This window comes from Micromonospora sp. NPDC049175 (genome assembly GCF_043197345.1).
Lineage (GTDB): Bacteria > Actinomycetota > Actinomycetes > Mycobacteriales > Micromonosporaceae > Micromonospora.
The window spans coordinates 1-18,039 of sequence record NZ_JBICSY010000012.1 but is presented as its reverse complement, the minus strand read 5'-3'; the positions used below and the strand labels follow the sequence as shown (position 1 = coordinate 18,039).

20 protein-coding genes and 1 pseudogene are annotated in these 18,039 nt (G+C 73.0%); 6 read left to right on the top strand and 15 right to left on the bottom strand.

Annotated features, from left to right (window positions below; translation table 11 throughout):
- Positions 1-5: 5 nt before the first annotated feature.
- Positions 6-872: an endonuclease/exonuclease/phosphatase family protein gene (locus ACGFH8_RS31730; protein ID WP_393374494.1), complete on the top strand. Its 867-nt coding sequence runs from the start codon at positions 6-8 to the stop codon at positions 870-872.
- Positions 873-887: 15 nt separating this feature from the next.
- On the opposite strand, the gene ACGFH8_RS31725 is transcribed toward ACGFH8_RS31730, so the two are convergent.
- Both ACGFH8_RS31725 and ACGFH8_RS31720 read right to left on the bottom strand, forming a co-directional pair.
- Positions 888-1,772: an MHYT domain-containing protein gene (locus tag ACGFH8_RS31725; RefSeq protein ID WP_393374491.1), complete on the bottom strand. Its 885-nt coding sequence runs from the start codon at positions 1,770-1,772 to the stop codon at positions 888-890.
- 164 nt (positions 1,773-1,936) lie between these two features.
- Complete coding sequence (locus tag ACGFH8_RS31720; protein WP_393374489.1) at positions 1,937-4,729, bottom strand: DEAD/DEAH box helicase; 2,793 nt, start codon at positions 4,727-4,729, stop codon at positions 1,937-1,939.
- 86 nt (positions 4,730-4,815) lie between these two features.
- On the opposite strand from ACGFH8_RS31720, the gene ACGFH8_RS31715 reads away from it, so the two are divergent.
- A complete protein-coding gene (locus ACGFH8_RS31715) occupies positions 4,816-5,583 on the top strand; it encodes an HAD family hydrolase (protein ID WP_393374487.1) in 768 nt (255 codons plus the stop codon).
- Between the two features lie 18 nt (positions 5,584-5,601).
- Here the strand turns inward: ACGFH8_RS31715 and ACGFH8_RS31710 are convergent, their stop codons facing one another.
- The 3 genes from ACGFH8_RS31710 to ACGFH8_RS31700 form a co-directional block, all read right to left on the bottom strand.
- On the bottom strand, positions 5,602-6,000 hold the full coding sequence (locus tag ACGFH8_RS31710) for a PIN domain-containing protein (RefSeq protein ID WP_393374484.1): 399 nt from the start codon (positions 5,998-6,000) through the stop codon (positions 5,602-5,604).
- On the bottom strand, positions 5,997-6,305 hold the full coding sequence (locus tag ACGFH8_RS31705) for a hypothetical protein (protein ID WP_393374482.1): 309 nt from the start codon (positions 6,303-6,305) through the stop codon (positions 5,997-5,999). Before ACGFH8_RS31705 ends, ACGFH8_RS31710 begins: the two co-directional genes overlap by 4 nt.
- A 403-nt stretch (positions 6,306-6,708) precedes the next feature.
- Complete coding sequence (locus ACGFH8_RS31700; RefSeq protein ID WP_393374870.1) at positions 6,709-7,011, bottom strand: hypothetical protein; 303 nt, start codon at positions 7,009-7,011, stop codon at positions 6,709-6,711.
- On the opposite strand from ACGFH8_RS31700, the pseudogene ACGFH8_RS31695 reads away from it, so the two are divergent.
- A pseudogene (locus tag ACGFH8_RS31695) lies at positions 6,914-7,216 on the top strand (EamA family transporter); the annotation flags it as partial. The gene ACGFH8_RS31700 and the pseudogene ACGFH8_RS31695 overlap by 98 nt on opposite strands.
- Before the next feature lie 69 nt (positions 7,217-7,285).
- Here the strand turns inward: ACGFH8_RS31695 and ACGFH8_RS31690 are convergent.
- The 6 genes from ACGFH8_RS31690 to ACGFH8_RS31665 all read right to left on the bottom strand — a co-directional run bounded on the left by ACGFH8_RS31690 (position 7,286) and on the right by ACGFH8_RS31665 (position 12,223).
- A complete protein-coding gene (locus ACGFH8_RS31690; RefSeq protein WP_393374852.1) occupies positions 7,286-8,170 on the bottom strand; it encodes a diacylglycerol kinase family protein in 885 nt (294 codons plus the stop codon).
- Between the two features lie 294 nt (positions 8,171-8,464).
- Positions 8,465-9,415 carry a twin-arginine translocase subunit TatC gene (gene tatC, locus ACGFH8_RS31685; RefSeq protein ID WP_393374480.1) on the bottom strand — a complete coding sequence of 317 codons (951 nt, stop codon included), beginning with the start codon at positions 9,413-9,415 and terminating at the stop codon, positions 8,465-8,467.
- A gap of 18 nt (positions 9,416-9,433) precedes the next feature.
- Positions 9,434-9,748, bottom strand: coding sequence for a Sec-independent protein translocase subunit TatA (gene tatA / locus ACGFH8_RS31680; RefSeq protein ID WP_393374477.1), 315 nt, complete (start codon positions 9,746-9,748; stop codon positions 9,434-9,436).
- 168 nt (positions 9,749-9,916) lie between these two features.
- Positions 9,917-10,162, bottom strand: a complete 246-nt coding sequence (locus ACGFH8_RS31675) for a hypothetical protein (RefSeq protein WP_393374474.1) — start codon at positions 10,160-10,162, stop codon at positions 9,917-9,919.
- 10 nt (positions 10,163-10,172) lie between these two features.
- Positions 10,173-11,228 carry a helix-turn-helix transcriptional regulator gene (locus tag ACGFH8_RS31670; RefSeq protein ID WP_393374472.1) on the bottom strand — a complete coding sequence of 352 codons (1,056 nt, stop codon included), beginning with the start codon at positions 11,226-11,228 and terminating at the stop codon, positions 10,173-10,175.
- Positions 11,225-12,223 (bottom strand): helix-turn-helix transcriptional regulator, encoded by a 999-nt coding sequence (locus ACGFH8_RS31665; protein ID WP_393374470.1) that lies wholly within the window; start codon positions 12,221-12,223, stop codon positions 11,225-11,227. The genes ACGFH8_RS31670 and ACGFH8_RS31665 overlap by 4 nt, the downstream gene beginning before the upstream one ends.
- Before the next feature lie 117 nt (positions 12,224-12,340).
- On the opposite strand from ACGFH8_RS31665, the gene ACGFH8_RS31660 reads away from it, so the two are divergent.
- Positions 12,341-13,345: a cation diffusion facilitator family transporter gene (locus ACGFH8_RS31660; protein ID WP_393374468.1), complete on the top strand. Its 1,005-nt coding sequence runs from the start codon at positions 12,341-12,343 to the stop codon at positions 13,343-13,345.
- Between the two features lie 61 nt (positions 13,346-13,406).
- A complete protein-coding gene (locus tag ACGFH8_RS31655) occupies positions 13,407-14,492 on the top strand; it encodes a DUF3866 family protein (protein ID WP_393374466.1) in 1,086 nt (361 codons plus the stop codon).
- A gap of 158 nt (positions 14,493-14,650) precedes the next feature.
- Here ACGFH8_RS31655 and ACGFH8_RS31650 read toward each other — a convergent pair whose 3' ends face one another.
- The 4 genes from ACGFH8_RS31650 to rfbA all read right to left on the bottom strand — a co-directional run bounded on the left by ACGFH8_RS31650 (position 14,651) and on the right by rfbA (position 17,862).
- Positions 14,651-14,845, bottom strand: a complete 195-nt coding sequence (locus tag ACGFH8_RS31650) for a hypothetical protein (RefSeq protein WP_393374463.1) — start codon at positions 14,843-14,845, stop codon at positions 14,651-14,653.
- A 79-nt stretch (positions 14,846-14,924) separates the two neighbouring features.
- Positions 14,925-16,283: a Pup--protein ligase gene (gene pafA, locus ACGFH8_RS31645; protein WP_363689441.1), complete on the bottom strand. Its 1,359-nt coding sequence runs from the start codon at positions 16,281-16,283 to the stop codon at positions 14,925-14,927.
- A gap of 68 nt (positions 16,284-16,351) precedes the next feature.
- Entirely contained in the window at positions 16,352-16,975 is a 624-nt protein-coding gene (gene rfbC / locus ACGFH8_RS31640; RefSeq protein WP_393374460.1) for a dTDP-4-dehydrorhamnose 3,5-epimerase, read from the bottom strand.
- Entirely contained in the window at positions 16,972-17,862 is an 891-nt protein-coding gene (gene rfbA, locus ACGFH8_RS31635) for a glucose-1-phosphate thymidylyltransferase RfbA (RefSeq protein ID WP_393374458.1), read from the bottom strand. The genes rfbC and rfbA overlap by 4 nt, the downstream gene beginning before the upstream one ends.
- Positions 17,863-17,949: 87 nt before the next feature.
- Between rfbA and ACGFH8_RS31630 the strand changes: the two genes are divergently transcribed.
- Positions 17,950-18,039, top strand: a 90-nt coding sequence (locus ACGFH8_RS31630; RefSeq protein WP_387204081.1) for an NAD-dependent epimerase/dehydratase family protein, incomplete at its 3' end; no start/stop codon positions are given.

Sequence of the window (18,039 nt, the reverse complement as noted above, 5' to 3'; positions counted from 1 at the left end):
CCCGCGTGGCCGACCGCCGCTCGCACCGCCTTCTCCGTCGCGCCCTGGCCGTCGGCTGCCTGATCGCCGCCGCCGGACTGCCCGCCGGGCCGCCGGTGAGCCTTGCGACGGACCGCACCGGGCCGACGATCCTGCGGGTGGTGCAGATGAACCTCTGCAACAGTGGCCGCGCCGGCTGTTACACCGGCCGGTCCCTGCCCCGGGCCACCGAGGTGATCAGCGCCGAGGCACCCGATCTGGTCACCCTCAACGAGATCTGCCAGGACGACGTGGCCGTCCTGGAGCGGGTGTTCGCGACAGTCCACACCGGGCGGCGGGTCGTCTCCGCGTTCCAGGCCGCCGGTGACCGCCCCAGCGGGGGCGACACCAGGTGCCGCGACGGCCAACCGTACGGCGTGGGCCTGCTGGCCCGGGTGCGGACGTCGGACACCGCGCCTGCCGTGTACCGCGGGATCCATCCGACGCAGGACCTCGCGGATCCCGAGGAACGAGCCTGGCTCTGCGTCGACGTCGACGCGGTCCTGCTCGCCTGCACCACACATCTGGCGGCCACCGGTTACGCGGTCGCGCTCGCCCAGTGCCGCCAGCTGCTCGACACGATCCTGCCGGCGATCCGCCGGCGCACCGGGCACGCGCCGGTCCTGCTCAGCGGCGACCTCAACCTCCGCGCGGGCGGCGACCCCGATGTCCGCTCCTGTGTGCCGCCGGGTCACCAGCGGATCGACGACGGCGCGCGGCAACACATCGTGGTGACAACCGACGTCGGCCTCTGTTGCCGCAGGTTGGTGGCGATGCACGGGGCCACCGACCACCCCGGGCTGCTGGCCACCCTCAGCATCGACGGCAGTCGGCCCGGCCGTCCGCCGACCTGACCCCGAGCCCGCGCCTCAGCGGGGTGGGGTGTCCCGGCGGGACGGGAACGGGGTGCCCGGCTGACCGAGGGAGGAGCGGGCGCGCAGTCCGACCGGGTCCGGTGCGACGGCGGGCGTCGCGGGCGCCGGCTCCGAGGTCTGGCGCCCGGCCAGGTACGCCGCGGCGGCCCGGTCGTCGTCGGTCGGGGCGGCGAGCAGGGCGTAGAGCAGGCCGACCACGCCGAAGATCACCGCCACCATGATCGGTACCAGCAGCGTGCTCACCTGGGCTCCGGTCACCCCGCCCACACGCTCGTGCCGGTGCACCGACAGGGCACTCATCCCGGTGAAGTGCATGCCGTTCACGGCGATGCCCATGACCAGCGCGGAGGCGAAGATCGCCAGCCCTCGGCGGACGGTCATGGCGAGCCACAGCGCGACGGTGGACGCCACGACGGCGATGACCACCGAGAGCACGACCCGGACGGTGTCGTAGCCGAGACTGCCGTTGAGGCGCATGGCCGCCATCCCGGTGTAGTGCATGGAGGCGACCCCGGCGCCGGTGAAGATGCCGCCGCCGATCAGGCGTACCGGATTCAACCGGCCGGTGCCCACGATGGCCAGGCCGATGCCGACCGCCACCACCGCGATGGCCGTGCTCGCAGCGGTCAGCGGCACGTCGTAGCGGATCCGGGTGCCCTCGACGGCGAAGCCCAACATGGCCATGAAGTGCATCGCCCAGATGGCGGTGCCGCCCAGCGCCCAGGCCGCCAGCAGGCCCCACCAGGCCCGCTGGCCGGTCGTGCGCGCGGTACGGATGCGCCCGGCGCACACCAGTCCGAGGACCGAACCGAGCACGGACAGCGCGTAGCTCAGCGCGGGTGTGATCCACCCGTACTCAAAGTGATTGATGTCCGCCACAGCGGTCTTCCCCCGTTCGTTACCGGCGCGTTAACAGGCGCGCTCGGCAATGATCAGGGGTGGCGTGATCAGGCGCAACAGCGCCCCCCGAGCTATCCGGGGGGTGCTGTTGCGGTGACTGTCCGAAGCGTCGATTCGCCGATGACCGTTACGGAGCGTGACGATCAGGCGGTGGTGTGGTACGCCAACACACCCCGGTTGACGGCCGCGATGGCCTGCCGGGCGGTGGAGCGCAACTCCGGCGAGGCGCCGCCGGAGTCGGCAAGCTGACCGAGCAGATCGACCACCTGACGCGCCCACCTGACGAAGTCACCGGCGGGCATCTCGCCGTCGATCTCGTGACCGCTGCCGAGCACCTTGGCCAGCGCCTCGCCCCGGGCCCACCGGTAGACGGGCCAGGCGAAGCCCAGATCCGGCTCCCGGGTCGCGGTCAGCCCCCGCGTCGCCTCGTCGGCCTCGATCTCGCCCCAGAGCTTCACCGTCTCGTCCACCGCGTCGGCCACCGGCCCCCGCGGCAACGACGCCCGCTCGTCGACGTCGCGACGCGCCTCGAAGACCACCACCGACACCGCGGCGGCCAACTCGGCCGGCGACAGGCCGTCCCACACCCCCCGGCGCAGGCACTCGGCGACCAGCAGATCCGCCTCGGTCCAGATCCGACCGAGCATCCGACCGGCGTCGGTGACCGCGCCGTCGCGAGCGAGGTAACCGCGGTCGGTCAACAGCGCCACGATCCGGTCGAAGGTCCGCGCGAGGGACCCGGTCCGCCCGGAGACCCGCTCGCGCAACTCCTCGGTGTCGCGCTCCAGCCGCCGCCGGCGCTCCGCCCAGCGCGCGTGGTCCTCCCGCTCCGGGCAGGCGTGGCAGGGGTGGTTCCGCAGCTCGGTGCGGAGCTGGGCGATCTGGTGATCCTCACCGGCCGCCTGTCGGGAACGGCCACCCCGTCGGCCGCCGTGCCGGTCCAGGCCGGTGCCGCTGACCTCGGCGGCGAGGTCCCGCCGGGCACCCGGCGAACGGTGGTTGAAGTGCTTGGGCACCCGGATCCGGGCCAGCACCTCGGCCGGCGTGGTGAAGTCGCCGGGGCTCACCCGCCCGGCCCACCGGTCCTGGGTGAGCACCAGCGGCCGGGGCTCACCGAACCCGCCGGTCGCCGGGTCCAGCACGACGGCCAGGCCGGCCCGCCGGCCCGACGGCACCCGGATCACGTCGCCGATCCGCAGCCGCTCCAGCGACGCCACCGCGGCCGCCTTGCGCTGGGTCTGCCCCTGCCGGGCGATCGCCCTCTCCCGGTCCGCGATCGCCACCCGCAGCGCGAAGTACTCGTCGAAGTCGCCGTGGTGGCAGGCGGCCTCCGCGCCGTACGCCTCGATGGTCTCGGTGTTGCGCTGCACCTGCCGGGCCAGGCCGACCACCGACCGGTCCGCCTGGAACTGGGCGAACGAGGACTCCAGCAGCGCCCGAGCCGGCTCCGCGCCGACCGTGCCGACCAGGTTCACCGCCATGTTGTACGACGGCCGGAAACTGGAGCGCAGCGGGTACGTGCGGGTGGACGCCAGCCCGGCCACGTGCCGTGGGTCGGTCTCCGGGGACCACACCACGACGGCGTGCCCCTCCACGTCGATGCCCCGGCGGCCGGCCCGACCGGTGAGCTGCGTGTACTCCCCCGGGGTCAGGTCGACGTGCGCCTCACCGTTGTACTTGACCAGCCGCTCCAACACCACGCAGCGGGCCGGCATGTTGATGCCCAACGCCAGGGTCTCGGTGGCGAAGACCGCCTTGACCAGACCCCGGACGAACAGCTCCTCGACGATCTCCTTGAACACCGGCAGCATGCCGGCATGGTGGGCGGCCAGGCCGCGCTCCAAGCCGTCGAGCCACTCCCAGTAGCCGAGCACCGACAGGTCCTCGCTGGGGATCGCGGTCACCCGCGACTCGACCACCCGTCGGATCTCGGCCCGCTCGTCGGGCGAGGTGAGCCGCAGACCGGCGGCGAGGCACTGCTGCACCGCGGCGGCGCATCCGGCCCGGCTGAAGATGAACAGGATCGCCGGGAGCAGACCCTCCCGGTCCAGCCGGTCGACGATGTCGGGGCGCAACGGCCCGCGCCAGCGCGGGCCACGCCGGCCGGAGCCCGGCCCGGCGCTGCGCCCCTCCCCCAGCTCCAGGCGGCGCACCTGGTCCCGGGTGTAGCGCAGCAACTCCGGGTGCACGTCGTGCTTGCGGGCGGCGTCCGCGTCGTGGAACAGGTCGAACATCCGCTTGCCGACAAGCATGTGCTGCCACAACGGCACCGGTCGGTGCTCGCTGACCACCACCGCGGTCTCGCCGCGCACGGTGACCAGCCAGTCGGCGAACTCCTCGGCGTTGGACACGGTCGCCGACAACGAGACGAGGGTGACCGAGGAGGGCAGGTGGATGATCACCTCTTCCCACACGCCGCCGCGGAACCGGTCGGCCAGGTAGTGCACCTCGTCCATCACCACGTACGCCAGCCCCTGCAGGGTGCTGGAGCCCGCGTAGAGCATGTTGCGCAGCACCTCGGTGGTCATCACCACCACCGGCGCGTCACCGTTTATCGCGTTGTCGCCGGTCAACAGGCCGACCTGCTCGACGCCGTAGCGGGCGACCAGGTCGTGGTACTTCTGGTTGGACAGCGCCTTGATCGGCGTGGTGTAGAAGCACTTGCGCCGGACCGGCGGGTCGTCGCCGGGCGCCGGGTCGTCGGGCCGCCCGCGCAACGCCAGGTGGACCGCGAACTCCCCCACCACCGTCTTACCGGCCCCGGTGGGGGCGCAGACCAGCACCCCGCTGCCCCGCTCCAGTGACTGACACGCCTCCCGCTGGAAGTCGTCGAGGTCGAACCCCAGATCGAGGGCGAACTCGTCCAACGCCGGAAACTCTGCGGCCTGTGCGGCCCGGCGGCGCGCCGCTGCGTACCGCTCGGCGGGGCTCGACATGGCACCAAGATTAGTGCGTGCCGGGAGTGGACACCCGACAAGGCCGTCCGGTTGGGCCGTCCGGGGCGGTCGGTAGGGTGCACGGCGTGCCGGACCATGCGCAACCGCCCCAGACTCGTTCGCCGGGCAGCCCCGAGGCCGCCGCCCCCCGGGCGTCCCGACGGCCCGTCAAGGCGGTGCTCTTCGACTTCCACGGCACCCTGGCGCAGGTGGAGGAACCCCGGCAGTGGGTGCTGGAGGCCGCGGCGGCGTGCGGGGTCACCCTGGACCGCGTCAAGGCCACCTCGCTCGCCGACCGGCTGCTGACCGCCGGGCGCGCCGGCGGGCCACTGCCGGCACGCGTGCCACCCCGGCTGGCCGAGCTGTGGGCCGACCGGGATCTCTACCAACACGCCCACCGGGGCGCGTACACCGGGCTGGCCGAGACCGTCGACGCGGGCATCGAGGGCTTCGCCGACGCGCTCTACGAGCGGCTGCTGACCGCCGAGGGCTGGTTGCCGTACCCGGACACCGCGCCCACCCTGACCGCACTGCGCGCCGCCAGGGTCCCCGTGGCGGTGGTCAGCAACATCGGCTTCGACGTACGACCGCACTTCGACGCCTGGGGGCTGACCGACCTGGTCGACGCGTTCGTGCTGTCCTACGAGGTGGGGCGCTGCAAACCCGACCCGGCCATCTTCTGGCGGGCCTGCGGCATGCTCGGCGTCGACGCGGAGCAGACGCTGATGGTCGGCGACACCCCGGCGGACGCGGGCGCGGTGGCGGCCGGCTGCGCGGTGCTTGTGCTCCCCACCGCCGACCCGGGTCGGGAGAACGGGCTGGGCGCGGTGCTCGACCTCGCCCTGCCGGCCTGACCCGCGGTTTCCGTGCCGTCAGTCGGGGATGTGAATCACCGGTAGCGCGCCGTCGCCGTACCGGTCCTCCGCGGTGAGGATCGAGGCGTCGTGTTCGAGGACGGCCAGCGCCGTGGTGGCCAGATCGGCACGGCCCGTCACGGTGCGCCAGTAGCTGAGTTCGTGCCAGGAGTGCCCCTCGGTGGAGAGCACCTCGCAGGCGTCCAGGGTCAGCAGCCGGTGCAGGGTCGCGCGTTCCTTCGGGTCGCTGACGATCGCCAGCGTCTCCGCCGCGGTCACGGCGGTGACGCCGAACCTGTTGCGGTCCTGGATGACCTCGTGCAGTGGCTCCCCGACATGCACCGACCCCGCGACGTACGCCAGCAGCGCCGACCGATCCAGCACGAGCCGGACCGGGCGGTCGTCCTCGGAGCTCACGCCGCCGGGTGTGCGAGCGTGCCGGCGGCGGCGTCCAGCGCGTGCTGGCGGGCCCGCTCGCGAAGGGCGCCGCGGCGCTCCGGGGACCAGTCGGCCTCCACGGCGGCACGACGGGCACGCGCCTCGGCCACACCCTGCTCGGTGATGGTGATGCCCTGGTGGGCCAACTCCGCGTCCAACGCGTCCAGCCGCATCCGGTCGCGGACGGCCTGGGTGATGTAGGCGCTGGCGTTGGACTCGCGCTCCAGGCGCTCCGCCACGTCGGGGGGCACGGAGATCGACAGCTTCCGCATCGCGCTGGTCATACCAGGCACCGTACGCCGGTAGCACCGCGTTGGCGACCAGGAACGGCCGTGTCGGCAGGTGGATACCGCCGCAAGGTGGCCGAAGCGGACGGCCTACCGTCGTGCCCGTGATCGAGACGCCGCTGCCCACGCCACCGCCGGCCGACACGCCACCGGCTCGGCACGGTGGCGTCGTCGCCGTGGGGCTGGTGCTCGGCGGGGCGCTGTCGGTGCAGTTCGGGTCCGCCGTCGCCGCGCTGCTCTTCCCGCGTACCGGGGTGGCCGGTGCGGTGACCCTGCGGCTGACCATCTCGGCGGTGCTGCTGCTCGTCGTGTGCCGGCCCCGACTGCGCGGGCACGACCGGTCGGCCTGGCTCGCGGTGGGCGCGTTCGGGCTGGCGCTGGCCGGCATGAACTCGCTGTTCTACCAGGCCATCGAACGCATCCCGCTGGGCCCGACGGTGACGCTTGAGGTGCTCGGCCCGTTGGCGCTGTCGGTGTTCAGCGCCCGGCGGCTGGCCGCTTGGGGCTGGGCGGGGCTCGCCGTGGCCGGGGTGGCGCTGCTCGGGCAGGGAGGCTTCGACAGGCTCAACCCGGTCGGGGTGGCCCTCGCGTTCGGCGCCGGCGCCATGTGGGCCGCGTACATCGTGCTGAGCGCCCGGGTCGGCGGCCGGTTCCCGGGCGCGGACGGGCTGGCCCTGGCGCTGACCCTCGCCGCGCTCGTCACCCTGCCTCCGGGCATCATCGACGGCGGCGCGGCCCTGCTCGACCCGCCGGTGCTGGCGCTCGGGACCGCCCTCTCGGTACTCGCCTCCGGCCTGCCCTACACCCTGGAGCTGCTGGCGCTGCGACGGATGCCGACCGCCACGTTCGCGGTGCTGATGAGCCTCGGCCCGGCCACCGCCACCCTCGCCGGGTGGCTGGTGCTGCGACAGGCCCTCACCCCGCTGGAGTGCGCCGCCATCGTGCTTGTCATCGCGGCCAGCATCGGAGCGGTACGGTCAGCGCAGCAGCCGCAGGGCGCCCGGAACGGCGGTGATCGTCACCGGCAGGTCCAGGGAGCGTTCCCCGTCGGCGTACGTGACGATGCCGTCGGCGGCCAACTCCACGGTGCGGGCCCGGTAGCTGGTGACCAGGGGGTGGGTCACGTGGGTGCCCTGGTAGATGCGCGGCTTCACCCGGATCAGCGTCCGGCGGTTGACCCGACCCGCCACCACCACGTCCAGCAGCCCGTCGGTCGGGTCGGCGGCGGGGCAGATCCGCATCCCGCCGCCGTACGTCGGGCAGTTGCCCACCGCCACCAGCACCGCGTCGAGGTGGTGCGGCACCCCGTCGAGGCGCAGCGTGTAGCGGCGGGGCCGCAGCCGGGCCAGCTCGACCAGGATCGCCAGGTCGTACCGGCGGGGGCCGCGCGGCCAGCTCATCCGGTTGGCCCGCTCGTTGACGATCGCGTCGAACCCCGCCGCGAGGACCGCCCCGAACCACCGCTCGGCGCCGTCGACCCCGGTCATCCGGGCCAGGTCGACGACGTGGGTCCGGTCGGCCCGCAACGCTGACGCGATCACGTCCACCGCCGCCACCGGGTCGGCGGGGAAACCGGTGTCGACGGCGAAGTCGTTGCCGGTGCCCGCCGGCACCGGACCGAACGGCACGTCGGTGCCGGCGACCGCCTGCATGGCCTGGTGCACGGTGCCGTCCCCACCGATCGCGACAAGCGCGCCGATGCCGTCGGCGACGGCGGCACGGCAGGCCGCCTCCGCCTCGCCCGGACTGGCCGCCGACAGCACACGGACCGGTCGGCCGGCGGCCGCCAGCCCGTCCAGCAGCCGGGGCAGCAGGGCCCGGTGCCGCCCCCGACCGGCGGTCGGGTTGGCGAGCACCGCCACGGGGCCGTCGGCGAGCGGGGCCCGGTCGGCCGGGCCGTCGGCGAGCGGAGCGCGGTCGGCCGGGCCGTCGGCGAGCGGTGCGCGGTCGGCCGGGCCGTCGGCTGGCGGGCCGGGCAGGTGATCGTCTGCGGTCACGGGCAGCACCGTACCTGTCGGACACCCGCCGTTCACCGGGGGCAGGTGCGCTCGCCGCCGGCGCTGCGGGTGACGCGGCGACGCCGCCTTCCGGGCAACGCGGCGACGCCGCCCCCGGGGAACGGGGACGGCGTCGGCGAACCGGGCGGCGCGAGGCCGTCAGGTCATGTCGTCGTAGCGACGCTCGATCGGTGCCGGCGGGGCGACCGGCTCGGGTACGCCGATCGGCGCGGCCGAGTCGACCCGCTGCCCGGCCACGACCGGGTCCGCGTCGAACTCCAACGGCGACACCTCGTCGTCGTCGATGCCGGCGTAGATCTCCTTGCCCCGCCCCCGCCGCCTGTCGTTGAGGAACGCGATGCCCACCGCGCCGAAGTAGAGCGCCGAGAGGCAGATCGCGAGCGCGGTCATCCCGAACGGGTCCGGGGTGGGGGTGACCACGGCGGAGAACGCGAAGAACACGAAGATCGCCACCCGCCACCAGCTGAGCAACCGCTTCGCGCTCGTGATGCCCACGAAGTTGAGCATCAACACCAGCAGCGGGAACTCGAACGCCACCCCGAACAGCAGGATCAGGTTGGTGACGAAGGAGATGTACTTGGTGATCTCCAGCGTCGTGCTGATCTCGCTGTCGGAGATGCTGAGCAGGAACTCCAGGCCCTTGGCCGTGACGAAGTACGCCAGCACCGCGCCGGCCGCGAACAGCGGCGCCGCCAGGGCGGTGAAGAAGTACGCGTAGCGCCGCTCGTGCCGGTGCAGGCCGGGCGCGATGAACGCCCAGAGCTGGTAGAGCCAGATCGGCGCGGCCACGATCAACCCGACCCAGAGCGCGACTTTCAGTTGGAGCAGGAACAGGTCGGCCGGCCCGAGCTGAACGAACTCGCACTTGCCGTTGATGTATCGGGCCTGATCCAGGTCGCAGTAGGGCTGCTGGAGCAGGTGCAGCACCGGCTTCTGCAGCCAGACACCCACGCCGAAGCCGATCAGGATCGCCACGGAGGCGCGGAACAGACGGTTGCGCAGCTCGCGGACATGCTCGATGAGCGTCATCGAGCCGTCGGCGGCCCGTTCGAAGGTGCTCGGGCCGCGTTTGCGCAGTGCGAAGGCCACGGTGGTGGGGCCCTTCGGTCAGTTGTCGCGGACGCGGTGCACCGGGTCGACGACCGGCTGCTGCGTCGGCGCCTGCTGGTACGGCGCCTGCTGCGGCTGCCCGGCGTACGGTGCCTGCTGCCCCGCCTGCGGCGGCAGCGGCTGGTAGCCGGCCTGCGCGTCGGCCTTCTCGGCGAGGTCGCGGTCGTCTTCCTGCAGGCTCTTGGTCTCGGCCTTGATGATCCGCAGCGACCGACCCAGCGAACGGGCCGCGTCGGGAAGCCGCTTCGCACCGAAGAGCAGGATCAGCACAACCACGAGAACAGCGATGTGCCACGGCTTGAGGGCACCCATGAGAAGCTCCAGTCGCTCTGTGTCCGAGGGGTGGTACGCAGCCCATCGTACGTGCGGATCGGCTGCCTGCCACCCGCCGGGTGGGGGTGGTTCGACCCGAAGGGTGAAGTCTTGACCAACGCGCGATGATCGTCAACCGCCGCCGGGCACCAGCTCGACGGGTGTCGATCAGCCGTGCTTGGCCTTGATCACCGCGAGCCGCCGGGACGTGGTGTCGAGCTGGCGTTGGACATCCTCGGCGCGCTGCTGCAACACCTCGGCGGTCTCCCGCAGCGCCTCGGCCTCGGCGGCCCGCCGCTGCAACGCCACCGCGGCGCGGCGAAGCCGAGGCAGCCGGGTCAACACGGGGCGCACCGCCAGCGCGAGCGCCACGAGCGGGAGCAACACCACCGCGAGCACGATCCAGATCAGCACGGCGGTCAGCCTACTGGGTGCGGCCGGCCACCGCCGGGTCACCCGACGGCGCGCTTGTCCCGTCGAGGGCAGGCGGCCGGGGCACGGCCGTGGGGGCGGGCACCGCGTAGGCGTCCAACGCGGCGGCCGCCGCCGCGCGTACCTGATCGGCCAGCTCGGCCGGGGCGACCACGACGGCGTCCGGGCCGAGGCCGAGCACGAACCGGCGGGCCCACCCGAGGTCGGTGACCCGCAGGGAGACCAGCCACTGGTCGCCGTCACCGGCCTCGACCCGCTCGCACGGATAATATTCGGTGATCCACCGCTCGCTGCGGCCGATGCGCAGCGTGATCAGCGGCAGGTCGGGCGAGGGGCGGAAGACACCCTCGGTGAGGTCGTGCGGAACGGCCTGCGGCGGGACGGTGGCCGGCTCGGCCAGCTCGGTGATCGCGTCGATCCGGTCGGCCCGGAACAGGCGGACCGCCTCCGCGCGCCGGCACCACGCCTCCACGTAGGCCCGGCCGCCGACCATCAGCATCCGCAGTGGGTCGATGACGCGGTCGGTGGTCTCGTCCCGGGCGGCGGTGTAGTAGGTGATCCGCAGCGCCCGGCCGCCCTCCACCGCGGCACGCAGCGCCTCGACCCGCGGGGTGTCGCCGGGCAGCCGGACCGCCACCGGCGCGCCCACCAGGTCGCCCGCGTCCTCGATCTTCGCCAGGGCCCGTTCGACGGCCTCCCGGTTGGCCACCCCGGGCGTCTCGGCGAGCATCCGCAACGCCACCACCAGCGCGAGGGCCTCGTCCGGGGTGAGCCGCAGCGGCCGGTCGATGCCGGCGTCGTAGGTGATCGTCACCCGGTCACCGTCGAACGCCATGTCGATCAGGTCACCGGGACCGTAGCCGGGCAGCCCACACACCCAGAGCAGCTCCAGGTCCTCCCGAAGCTGCCGCTCGGTGACACCCAGGTCACCGGCCGCCTCGGCGATCTCGATGCCGGGTCGGGCCAGCAGGTAGGGCACCAGGTTGAGCAGGCGGGCCAGCCGGTCGGCGGACGCGCGGGAACCGCCCCGGGCGGCCGGGCGGGTCACCGGGCACCCCCGGTGACGGCCAGCTCGTCGTGCCGGACGGCGATCTCCTTGAGTCGTTGGATGACCGCCTCGCGGACCTCCGGTGGGTCGAGCACCCGCACGTCCGGGCCGTAGCCGACGAGGTGCCCGGCCAGCCCGTCCGGGTCCGCGTACGGCAGGACCAGCCGGTCGCCGTCCGGCCCGGTGGTCACCTCCACGGCCCAGCGGCGCAGCCCGGCGGCCCGGCCGGGCGCGGCCAGCACGGTGGCCCGACCGGTGCGCTCCACCGGACCGGACCAGCGGGCCACGTGGCTGATCAGGTCGACGTTGGCCGGCGGCTCGTACGCGCCGGGGGCGCCGGTCACCCGGACCGCGCCGACGACACGGGACAGCCGGAAGCAGCGGGTCGCCTCCCGGTCCTGGTCGTGGCCGACCACATACCACCGGCCGCGCCAGCAGACCACGCCCCAGGGCTGCAGCCGCCGCCGGCTGGGCGCGTCACGGTCGGGCACCCGGTAGTCGAAACCAACCTCGCGGCGGTCCCGGGCGGCGGCCGTCAGCGGCGCGAACGCCGGATCGACGGTGACCATCGGCTCCAGGCCCAGGGTGGCCTGCGGGTCCACGTCCACCCCGGCGGCGCGCAGCTTGGCCAGCCCGGACGACGCGGCGGCGGCCAGCCCGGCGTGCTGCCACAGGCGGGCGGCGATGCCCACCGCGGCGGCCTCGTCGGGCTCCAGCAGGATGTCGGGCAGCGCGTATTCGCGGTGGGCGATGCGGTAGCCGGGCTCGGCGTCGAAGGCGCTGGCCGTGCCCGTCTCCAGTGGCACGCCCAACTCGCGCAGCTCGGCCTTGTCCCGCTCGAACTTGCGTTGGAACGCTTCGTGGTCGCGCGCGTCGTCGGGGTCGTGCTCGTAACCGGGCACGGTCGCGGCGATCTGCGCGGCGGTCAGGAACCGTCGCGTGGACAGGAGGCAGATCACCAGGTTGACCAGGCGTTCGGTGCGGGTCCGCGACACCCGGTAGACGCTAGCAGCCGACACGCCCGCGACGTGCACCCGCGCGGGCGTGCCGCACACTTGTTCGGATCTGCCCTCCCCCAGCGCCTCGCCGTTCGCGGTCATAGGGTGACACTCATGTCGCAAGCGGAGGCCAGGCCGGAGAGCGAGAGCGTCGGCACGGTGATCGTCGCGGGTGTCGCCAACCTCGCCATCGCGATCGCCAAACTGATCGCCGGGCTGATCTCCGGATCGGCCGCCATGCTGTCCGAAGCCGCCCACTCGGTCGCCGACACCACCACCGAGGTGCTGCTCTTCCAGGCGCTGCGCCGGGGCGCCCGGCCGGCCGACCAGCGACACCCCTTCGGGTACGGCAAGGAAAGCTACGTCTGGGCGTTCTTCGCCGCGATGTTCACATTCGTCGCCGGGGCCGGTTTCGCCGTCACCCACGGCGTCACCACGATCCTGGTGCACGAGCACAGCGGCGACTACCTGGTCTCGTACATCGTCCTGGCGGTGTCGTTCGTCATCGAGTCGATCTCCCTGGCCCGGGCGGTCCGGCAGGTCCGCCGCGAGTCGCGGCGCTGGGGGACCACGCCGCGGCGGTTCCTGCGGCTGACCGCGGACACCACGGTCAAGGCGGTCTTCCTGGAGGACAGCGCGGCGCTGATCGGCCTGCTGCTGGCCGGGGCCGGCGTCGGCCTGTCCCACGCCACCGGCGACGAGGTGTGGGACGGCGTCGCGTCGATCCTGATCGGTCTGCTGCTGCTGACGGTCGCCGGGATCCTCGCCGGCAACAACCTGTCGCTGCTCGTCGGCCGGGCCGTCCCCGAGCGGCTGCGCCACGAGATCGAGCAGGACCTGGCCGGGCTGCCCGAGGTGGAGCGCATCGACACCCTGCTCACCATGCAGCTCGGCCCGCAGGACATCCTGGTCGCCGCGAAGGTCGACTTCCGCGACGAGGCCACCGGCGCGCAGATCGAGGCCACCGCCGACCAGGCCGAACGGCGGCTCACCGAGCGGTACCCGGAGATCCGCTTCGTCTTCCTCGACCCCACCCGCTCACTGCCGGGGGCCACCGGCACCGCCCGACACACCCAGGCCGGGCCGACCCCGGACGCCGGCGGCCCCGAACCGACCTGATCCGCCACCGCCACCGCACCCGGGCGCGGGCCGTCGGGCCCGCGCGGCTAGCGTGCCCGTCATGGTGCGATGGCGTACGGGGACGGTGGCGACGCTGCGACGGCAGTGGACCGGGGCGGTGGAACTCGACGTCGACCTGCCCGACGGCACGCGGATGCGGGCGCTTGCCTACCCGGAACTGGTCGGCACACCCGAGCCCGGCGACCGGGTGCTGCTCAACGCCGGCGCGCTGCTGATGGGGTTGGGCACCGGCGGGTACGCCCTGGTGGTGGCCCTGCCGGACCGGCTGCCACCGGACCCGCCGGAGGTCGGCGACACCCGCGACGCCGGGCACCTGGTCAAGGCCCGCTACACCCCGCTGCAGCCGATCCTGCTCGGCGTCGACGAGGAGGCCTCCCCGCACCGGGCGGTGCTCGCCGACGCGGACGACCTGGGCGGCCTGCCCGTGGTCACCGCCGACCTGCACTCGGCGCTGCCGGCGATCCTGGCCGGCATCCGGGCCGACGCCCCGCGGGCGCGGGTGGCGTACCTGCTCACCGACGGCGGGGCCCTGCCGGCCTGGTTCTCCCGCACCCTCGCCGGGCTACGCGCCGACCTGGCCGGCACGATCACCGTCGGGCAGGCCTTCGGCGGTGACCTGGAGGCGACCACCCTGCACGGCGGCCTGCTCGCCGCCCGCTACGTGCTCGACGCCGACGTGGCCATCGTCGCCCAGGGGCCCGGCAACCTGGGCACCGGCACCCGGTGGGGCTTCTCCGGTGTCGCCGTCGGCGAGGCGGTCAACGCGATCGCCACACTGGGCGGACGGCCGGTCGGCTCGCTGCGCATCTCCGCCGCCGACCCCCGCCCCCGACACCGGGGCGTGTCCCACCACAGCCTCACCGCGTACGGCCGGGTGGCCCTCGCCCCGGCGGAACTGGTGGTGCCCGACGACCTGGACCCGGCCCTCGCGGCCGAGGTGGACGCCTCGTTGGCTCCCCTCGCCGCCCGGCACCGGATCGTCCGGGTGCCCACCGCCGGCCTCGACGCCGCGCTGCGCGCCAGCACCGTGCCGCTGTCCACGATGGGCCGAGGCCTCGACGCCGACCACGCGTACTTCCTGGCCGCCGCCGCAGCAGGCCGCCACGCCACCACCCTCCTCCCCTAACCCCACCCCACCGCCCCCCGCCCCGCGGCCTCCGGCCCCGGCCCCTCGGCGTTGATCATGAGGTTATTGCCCGCCGCCTCGGCGTGTCAGGGCAATAACCTCATGATCAACGCGCGCTGGGGGCGCGGGGAGGGGGACGCGGGGGGTGGGGTGGGGGGTTAGGCCAGGAGGATCAGGGCTAGCCAGCCGCCCACGATGAGCGCCAGGGCCAGGGCCAGCACCCACGTCGGCACCGTGTAGTCGCCGCGCCGGTTACGGTCGATCTCGGCGCGGATCTTCTCCCGCCGGCGTTCGACCCAGTTCTGCCGCTCGGCGCCGCCCTCGGAGCGGTCGGAAGGTCCAGAAGTCGTCATGGCGCGCTCAGCTTAACCGCTCCGTGCGCCGGGCTGACCGGCCCCGTCGGCGCAGCACACCGCCGGGGCCGGCAACCGGTCACATGCTGGCGATCAGCCGCTCCACCCGCTCGTCGTACGCCCGGAACGGGTCCTTGCAGAGCACGGTGCGCTGCGCCTGGTCGTTGAGCTTCAGGTGCACCCAGTCGACGGTGAAGTCCCGCCGCTTCTCCTGGGCGTGCCGGATGAACTCGCCGCGCAGCCGGGCCCGGGTGGTCTGCGGTGGGGTCTCCTTCGCCTCGAAGATCTCCGGGTCGGTGGCCACCCGGTCGACCTCGCCACGCCGCTCCAGCAGCCCGTAGAGGCCGCGACCGCGACGCACGTCGTGGTAGGCCAGATCCATCTGCGCCACCCGGGGGTGCGACAGCGGCAGGTCGTGCTTGCGCTGGTAGCGCTCGATCAGTCGCAGCTTGCTGACCCAGTCGATCTCCCGGGAGACGGGCTCCAGGTCGCCGCTCTCCACCGCGCTCAACACCCGCCCCCACAGCTCGACGACCCGCTTGGCGGCCTGGTCGCCGCCGCGACGCTCGACGAACTCGGTGGCCTTGGACAGGTATTCCTGCTGGATGTCCAGGGCACTGACCTCCTTGCCGGAGGCCAACCGCACCTTGCGCCGGCCGGTGATGTCGTGGGACACCTCCCGGATCGCCCGGATCGGGTTCTCCAGCGACAGGTCGCGCATCACCACCCCGGCCTCGATCATCCGCAGCACGATGTCGGCGGTGCCGACCTTGAGCAGCGTGGTGACCTCGTTCATGTTGGAGTCACCGACGATGACGTGCAGCCGCCGGTAGCGCTCCGCGTCGGCGTGCGGCTCGTCGCGGGTGTTGATGATCGGACGGCTACGGGTGGTCGCCGAGGAGACGCCCTCCCAGATGTGCTCGGCCCGCTGCGACAGGCAGTAGACCGCGCCGCGCGGGGTTTGCAGGACCTTGCCGGCCCCGCAGATCAACTGCCGGGTGACCAGGAACGGGATGAGTACGTCGGCGAGCCGGCCGAACTCCCCGTGCCGGGAGACCAGGTAGTTCTCGTGGCAGCCGTACGAGTTACCGGCCGAGTCGGTGTTGTTCTTGAACAGGTAGATCTCACCCGCGATGCCCTCGTCGTGCAGCCGCTTCTCCGCGTCGACGAGCAGGCCCTCCAGGATCCGCTCGCCAGCCCGGTCGTGGGCGACGAGATCGGTCACCGAGTCGCACTCCGGTGTCGCGTACTCCGGATGCGACCCGACGTCCAGGTAGAGCCGGGCTCCATTACGCAGAAAGACGTTGCTCGACCGACCCCAGGACACCACGCGACGGAACAGATACCGCGCGACCTCGTCCGGGGACAGCCGCCGCTGCCCGCGATAGGTGCAGGTGACGCCGTACTCGGTCTCGAGGCCGAAGATTCGCCGCTCCATGGTGTGACATTAGCCGCCCGGAGGCCCCGTTCGTCACTGTCACACCACAGGTCGTGCCCCGGGGGCGGTCACATACCGGTTGAGTGCGACATTCCGTCCGGACCGATGCTCGCCACGAACCGCCGGCAGCTCTCGTACTCCGGCAGCAGGCCGCTCTCGCGCGCCTGGGCGAGGGTCGGCGCCGCGTCGTCCCGCGCGGACAGCAGCGGGACGTCGGCGGGCCACTCGATGCCCAACTCCTCGTCCAGCGGGTGCACCGCGTGCTCACCCGTGGGGTTGTAGCTGGCCGAGCAGAGATAGCTCAACGTGGCGTCGTCGCTCAGCGCGCAGAAACCGTGCCCCAGCCCCTCGCTGAGGTAGACCGCCCGACGGTCGGTGTCGTCCAGCCGGACGCCCTCCCAGCGGCCGAAGGTCGGCGAACCCACCCGCAGGTCCACGATCACGTCGAGGACCGCCCCGCGCACACAGGTCACGTACTTGGCCTGCCCCGGCGGAACGTCGGCGAAGTGGATGCCGCGCACCACGCCACGGGCGGAGACCGACAGGTTGGCCTGGGCCAGCCGCAGCGGGTGCCCCACCACGTCGGCGAGCTTGTCGAAGCGGTACCACTCCATGAACATGCCGCGCGGGTCGCCGTGCTGCTGGGGGGTGATCTCCCAGGCGCCCTCGATGCTCAGCTCCCGGATCTTCACCAGGCCCCCCCGTGTCGGCCGTTCGGCTCGGCGAGCAGACCGAGCAGGTAGTCGCCGTAACCGCTCTTGGTCAACGGCGTGGCCAACGCGCGCAGCTGGTCGTCGTCGATGAGGCCGGCCCGCCAGGCCACCTCCTCGACACAACCGATCTTCAGACCCTGCCGCTCCTCGACCACCCGGACGAACTCGGCAGCCTGCATCATCGAGGCGAACGTGCCGGTGTCCAGCCACGCGGTGCCCCGATCCAGCACCGTCACCGACAGCTCCCCGGTCTCCCGGTACACCTCGTTGACGGCCGTGATCTCCAGCTCGCCGCGGGCGCTCGGGGTGAGCTTGCGGGCGATGTCCACCACCCGGTTGTCGTAGAAGTAGAGGCCGGGCACCGCGTAGCGGGACTTCGGCCGAGCCGGCTTCTCCTCGATCGAGAGCACCCGACCGGCGTCGTCGAAGTCGACGACACCGTATTCCTGCGGGTTGGCCACCTGGTAGGCGAAGACCCGCCCACCGACCGGGTCACCGTGGGCCGCGAGCTGCCGGCCGAGACCACCGCCGTGGAAGATGTTGTCGCCGAGGATCAGCGCCACCGACTCCGCGCCGATGAAGTCCGCACCGAGGATGAAGGCCTGCGCGATGCCCTCCGGGCGCTCCTGGCTGACGTACTCCAGCCGCAGCCCGAACTGGCTGCCGTCGCCGAGCAGCCGACGGAACTGGTCCTGGTCGTCCGGAGTCGTGATCACCAGGATCTCCCGCACCCCGGACATCACCAGAGTGGAGAGCGGGTAGTAGACCATCGGCTTGTCGAAGACCGGCATCAGCTGCTTCGAGACCGCACGGGTGATCGGCCAGAGCCGAGAACCGGTGCCGCCGGCAAGTAGGATTCCACGCACCGGGGCAGCCTAGCGGCACAGAAGCGCCATGTGCGGGGGGGTCGCGCCCCGCCTGGCGCACCCAACTTCGCGTACACTTCCCGACCCGTGAGGATCCTCGTCACCGGCGGAGCCGGATTCATCGGGTCGGAGTACGTTCGCCTGCTGCTGGGCAAGCCCCTCGGCAGTGCCGACGGC

Bases quoted from the DNA above. Each gene is read 5' to 3' on its own strand.
- tatA (WP_393374477.1), bottom strand. From the start codon at position 9,748: ATGGGTGCCCTCAAGCCGTGGCACATCGCTGTTCTCGTGGTTGTGCTG.
- ACGFH8_RS31705 (WP_393374482.1), bottom strand. From the start codon at position 6,305: ATGACCAGCGCGATGCGGAAGCTGTCGATCTCCGTGCCCCCCGACGTG.
- pafA (WP_363689441.1), bottom strand. From the start codon at position 16,283: ATGGAGCGGCGAATCTTCGGCCTCGAGACCGAGTACGGCGTCACCTGC.
- ACGFH8_RS31655 (WP_393374466.1), top strand. From the start codon at position 13,407: ATGGTGCGATGGCGTACGGGGACGGTGGCGACGCTGCGACGGCAGTGG.
- ACGFH8_RS31720 (WP_393374489.1), bottom strand. From the start codon at position 4,729: ATGTCGAGCCCCGCCGAGCGGTACGCAGCGGCGCGCCGCCGGGCCGCA.
- ACGFH8_RS31660 (WP_393374468.1), top strand. From the start codon at position 12,341: ATGTCGCAAGCGGAGGCCAGGCCGGAGAGCGAGAGCGTCGGCACGGTG.
- ACGFH8_RS31650 (WP_393374463.1), bottom strand. From the start codon at position 14,845: ATGACGACTTCTGGACCTTCCGACCGCTCCGAGGGCGGCGCCGAGCGG.